5 protein-coding genes are annotated in these 3,990 nt (G+C 63.0%); 2 read left to right on the plus strand and 3 right to left on the minus strand.

Annotation, left to right across the window (positions count from 1 at the left end; genetic code table 11):
* Together WCB02_RS39910 and paoA are read right to left on the minus strand one after the other, a co-directional pair.
* Nucleotides 1-721: FAD binding domain-containing protein (locus WCB02_RS39910; RefSeq protein WP_423968002.1), on the minus strand; the 721-nt coding region annotated here is incomplete at its 3' end.
* Nucleotides 718-1,374 carry an aldehyde dehydrogenase iron-sulfur subunit PaoA gene (gene paoA / locus WCB02_RS39915; protein WP_423968004.1) on the minus strand — a complete coding sequence of 219 codons (657 nt, stop codon included), beginning with the start codon at nt 1,372-1,374 and terminating at the stop codon, nt 718-720. The genes WCB02_RS39910 and paoA, both read right to left, overlap by 4 nt.
* A 435-nt stretch (nt 1,375-1,809) precedes the next feature.
* Here paoA and WCB02_RS39920 point away from each other — a divergent pair, with 435 nt between their 5' ends.
* The gene (locus tag WCB02_RS39920; protein WP_423968006.1) at nt 1,810-2,196 is read left to right on the plus strand and encodes a hypothetical protein; all 387 of its coding nucleotides are present in this window, start codon (nt 1,810-1,812) and stop codon (nt 2,194-2,196) included.
* Nucleotides 2,197-2,271: 75 nt separating this feature from the next.
* Here WCB02_RS39920 and WCB02_RS39925 read toward each other — a convergent pair whose 3' ends face one another.
* A complete protein-coding gene (locus tag WCB02_RS39925; protein ID WP_423968009.1) occupies nt 2,272-2,874 on the minus strand; it encodes a peptide deformylase in 603 nt (200 codons plus the stop codon).
* Between the two features lie 376 nt (nt 2,875-3,250).
* Between WCB02_RS39925 and WCB02_RS39930 the strand changes: the two genes are divergently transcribed.
* A partial coding sequence (locus tag WCB02_RS39930) for a methyltransferase (protein WP_423968012.1) occupies nt 3,251-3,990 on the plus strand: 740 nt, incomplete at its 3' end.

Genomic DNA, 3,990 nt, shown 5'->3' on the forward strand with positions numbered 1-3,990 from the left:
GGGCGAAGGCATAGGACGCGCGGTCGCGCACCTTGCGATAGAGATGCGTGCCGCCGACCGGCTTCGGCAGCGTCACCGACGTGATCAGTTCACCGGGGGCGAGGTTCGTCTCGATGTCGGGCGTGTCGCCGGGAAGGCGATAGAAGTCGGCGACCGGAATGTTCCTGGCCTGGCCATCGGGGCGCACGGTCTCGACCGTGGCATCGAGCGCCCGCATGGCGACCGCCATGTCGCTCGGATGCGTCGCGATGCAGGAATCGCTGGAGCCGATCACGGCGTGCTGACGATTGACGCCGCCGATCGCCGCGCAGCCGCTGCCCGGCCTTCGCTTGTTGCAGGGCTGATCGGTATCGTAGAAATAGGGACACCGCGTCCGCTGCAACAGATTGCCGGCGGTGGTCGCCTTGTTGCGCAACTGGCCCGAAGCACCGGCGAGCAGCGCGCGCGACAGCAGGCCATAGTCGCGCCGGATCCGCTTGTCCGCGGCAAGATCGGTGTTGCGCACCAGCGCGCCGATGCGCACGCCTCCCTCCGGCGTGGGTTCGATGTGGTCGAGGGCGAGCCCGTTGACGTCGATCAGATGCCTCGGCGTCTCTATCTGGAGCTTCATCAGATCGAGCAGATTGGTGCCGCCCGCGACGAACTTGGCTCCGTCGAGCCGGACCGCGGACGCCGCGGCTTCGGCGGGCGACTTCGCACGTTCGTAGGTGAAGGCTTTCATGCGGGCCTCCCGGCGACTTCGGTGATTGCCTCGGCGATGTTGGAATACGCCCCGCAACGACAGATGTTGCCGCTCATCCGCTCGCGCAGTTCGGCGTTGGTGAGCTCAGGCACAGCGTTCAGGTCGTGGGTAACGAGACTTGGGATGCCGGCCTTGATCTCGTCGATGACGGCCACCGCCGAGCATATCTGCCCCGACGTGCAATAGCCGCACTGATAGCCGTCATGCTCGACGAAGGCGGTCTGCATCGGATGCATGTGCTCGGGCGTGCCGATGCCCTCGATGGTGGTCACGCTGTCGCCCTGATGCATCACGGCCAGCGTCAGGCAGGAATTGATGCGCCGCCCGTCGACGATCACGGTACAGGCGCCGCATTGCCCGTGATCGCAGCCCTTCTTGGTGCCGGTGAAATGCAAATGTTCGCGCAGCGCGTCGAGCAGGGTCGTCCTGGTATCGACGTTCAGATCACGCACCGCGCCGTTCACACGCATGGAAATGTTCGCCATTGCCGGCGCGTCTGGAGCGGCGGCAGGAACATCCATGCCGGAACTCTCGGCCCTGGCGGTTCTTGTCACGGTTCCAAGCGCGAGGGACGTGGCAGTCCCTATCAAAAGGTTCCGACGGGATAATTCGAAGTCGTGGTATTTTCGCATGCGGGAATCCTTGGCTTCGCGCTAATGCCCCCGGGAGCACGGAGTTAGAAGTGGTCAAATGCTTGATTGGTTTCGCGAACCGGCCAGGATTCGACGTAAAAGTGATGCATCCGCCGCGTCGCGCCCTGTTTTGGGCAGTCTGAAACGCGTTGATGAGGTCGCGCGATCCTGCGCTTCGGCCTGTGCGAGCCCGGCCTCGGCTCCTCGCCGGCGCTGGCCCCGGATTGACCCGTCCGCGCAGTCCCGCAGTATTTGGAACAGCACGCGCGAAGCAACGTTGCCGAAACGCAAACGAGAGCTGCAACATGACGTCCGCGTCGTTCATTTGAACGCTTCACCTATCCGGAAATCGGTCCGCCGAGCACTGCCGGGCCGGCGGAGTGACCATTCGGCGCGATCGTCTCGGCGTCGAAGTCCGGCTTCAAGGACGTCATCATGATGATGAAGGCGGCGCTGTTTTCCCTCGCGATCCTCGGAACCCGGTCGGCGATTGCCGTGGCCGACAATGTGCCGAAAATAAGCAATCAGTCGCTATGCAGGGCAAGAGCGGCGGACGACAGGATCATGAACCTTCCTCCGAGCCTCTCGGAATGCCTTCGACAGGAAAACGACGCCAAACAGAAACTCGACTTGGTATGGGGAACGACGCCCGCCAGGCTTCGCAACCGGTGCAGGGCGGATGCCGTGACGTTAGGCACGCTCAGCTACCTTGATCTTCTCACCTGCGTCCAAATGACTGACGACGCAAAACCGCTTTCACCTGCCAAGAACTCACCTGCCAAGAACGCACCTGCCGCCGCGAATCGTAGCAGGTCGCATTGAGGCGGCGTCGGATGTGACGGTTCGCGGCAGCGCCGCAACGCCGGCCCTGAGCTGCTCGTTCGTCAGCGGAACTGATCAGGGCTCAGAAAGGCCGAGCCGGCCAAGCAGGCCGGACGGCGCGCCGACGCCGTGCGGCTCTGTGGACGCCAGCGTCCGCGGCAGCATCCGGTCGGTCAAGAGCCACCCGTCGAGATGGTCGATCTCATGCTGAAAAATGCGCGCCGGCCACCCTTCGAGCGACCAGCGCTTCCGCTCGCCGTCGGGACGATATCCATCAACCTCGATCGCCCAGTAGCGCGGAACGTCGGCCCTGAAGCCGGGAATGCTGAGGCAGCCTTCCTGTTCGATCGCCGTGCGCGCCGACGTCGCGTGCCAGGTCGGATTGACGATGGCCTCGAACGGGTAGGGAGAGCGGTACCGCTCGCTGCGCTGCTCGGGACTGAGATGGCTCATCCTGTCCTCGGAATCCTCGATGACGAACACGCGGAGCGGCACGGCGATCTGGGGCGCGGCAAGGCCGACGCCCTTCCCCGCCAGCGTTGCCCGCATGACGTCTATCAATTCGTCAAGAGCGGGGGTGCCGAACAGCTCCTGCGCCACCATCCGCGTGCCGTGACGAAGCGCAGGATGACCGATCCTGACGATTTCTGCCGGGGTTGCCCGAGAATCAAAGCCCATGAGCAGTCCTGATGCCTTAGGCGGACGAGTGTTCAACGCCATACCATACATGCCTCGAACCACAAGTGCCGGCGCTTGTTCCGAAAGGCCCCTGGACGATCGTCCTCGACGCGTCGCCCCGAATTCTCCGGCGGCACGCAGGCGCCGGCAACAGCATGTTTCACGAATGTGACGTGCCGGGCGGCCAGCGGAACGTCATGCACTTCGCTTCGGCGACACCACCGGCGAGATCGTCTGCGCCCACGGCGTCTACGAGCCGAACGTTACAATCGTAATACATTTTAACGCTGGCCGCGCGCGCTTCATTTGTTTCGCCATGCCTAAGCCATGGACGAAACGTACACTCGACCGCGTACAATCAGGTTGAGGATCAGACGTGAGCGCAGCAACACCAGATCATATCATGCAGCTCGGTATGGGCTTTTGGGCATCCAAAACGCTCTTGAGTGCCGTCGAACTTGGAGTGTTCAGCACGTTGGCGGCTGCACCCGCCGACCTGCCGACGCTGCAACGAAAGCTTGCACTTCACGAGCGATCGGCCCGCGACTTCCTCGATGCGCTGGTTGCGCTCAAATTGCTCGAGCGCGAGAACGGCGTTTACAGAAACAGCGCGGACACCGACCTGTTTCTCGATCGAGCCAAGTCATCCTATATCGGTGGCGTGCTGGAGATGGCAAACGCCAGGCTCTATGGCTTCTGGGGATCGCTCACGGAGGCACTGCGCACAGGCAAATTGCAGAACGAGAGCAAGGGCGGCGGAGACGACATCTTCGCGGCGTTGTATGCCGAGCCGGATCGGCTGCGCGGCTTTCTGGCCGCGATGAGTGGAATAAGTGCAGGTACGGCCCATGCGATCGCCGCCAAGTTTCCGTGGCAGGATTACAACAGCTTCATGGACCTTGGTGCAGCTCAGGGCATGGTCCCCGCCACCTTGGCGCTCGCCCATCCGCACCTCACCGGTGTCGGTTTCGACCTTCCCCCGGTCAAGCCGATCTTCGAGGAATTCATCGTTCACCGCGGACTGGCTGACCGGGTGCGGTTTCACGGCGGAAGTTTCTTCGAGGACCCGCTGCCGAAAGCGGATGTCATCATCATGGGGCACGTGCTTCATGATTG

Source organism: Bradyrhizobium sp. (assembly GCF_049581145.1).
GTDB lineage: Bacteria > Pseudomonadota > Alphaproteobacteria > Rhizobiales > Xanthobacteraceae > Bradyrhizobium.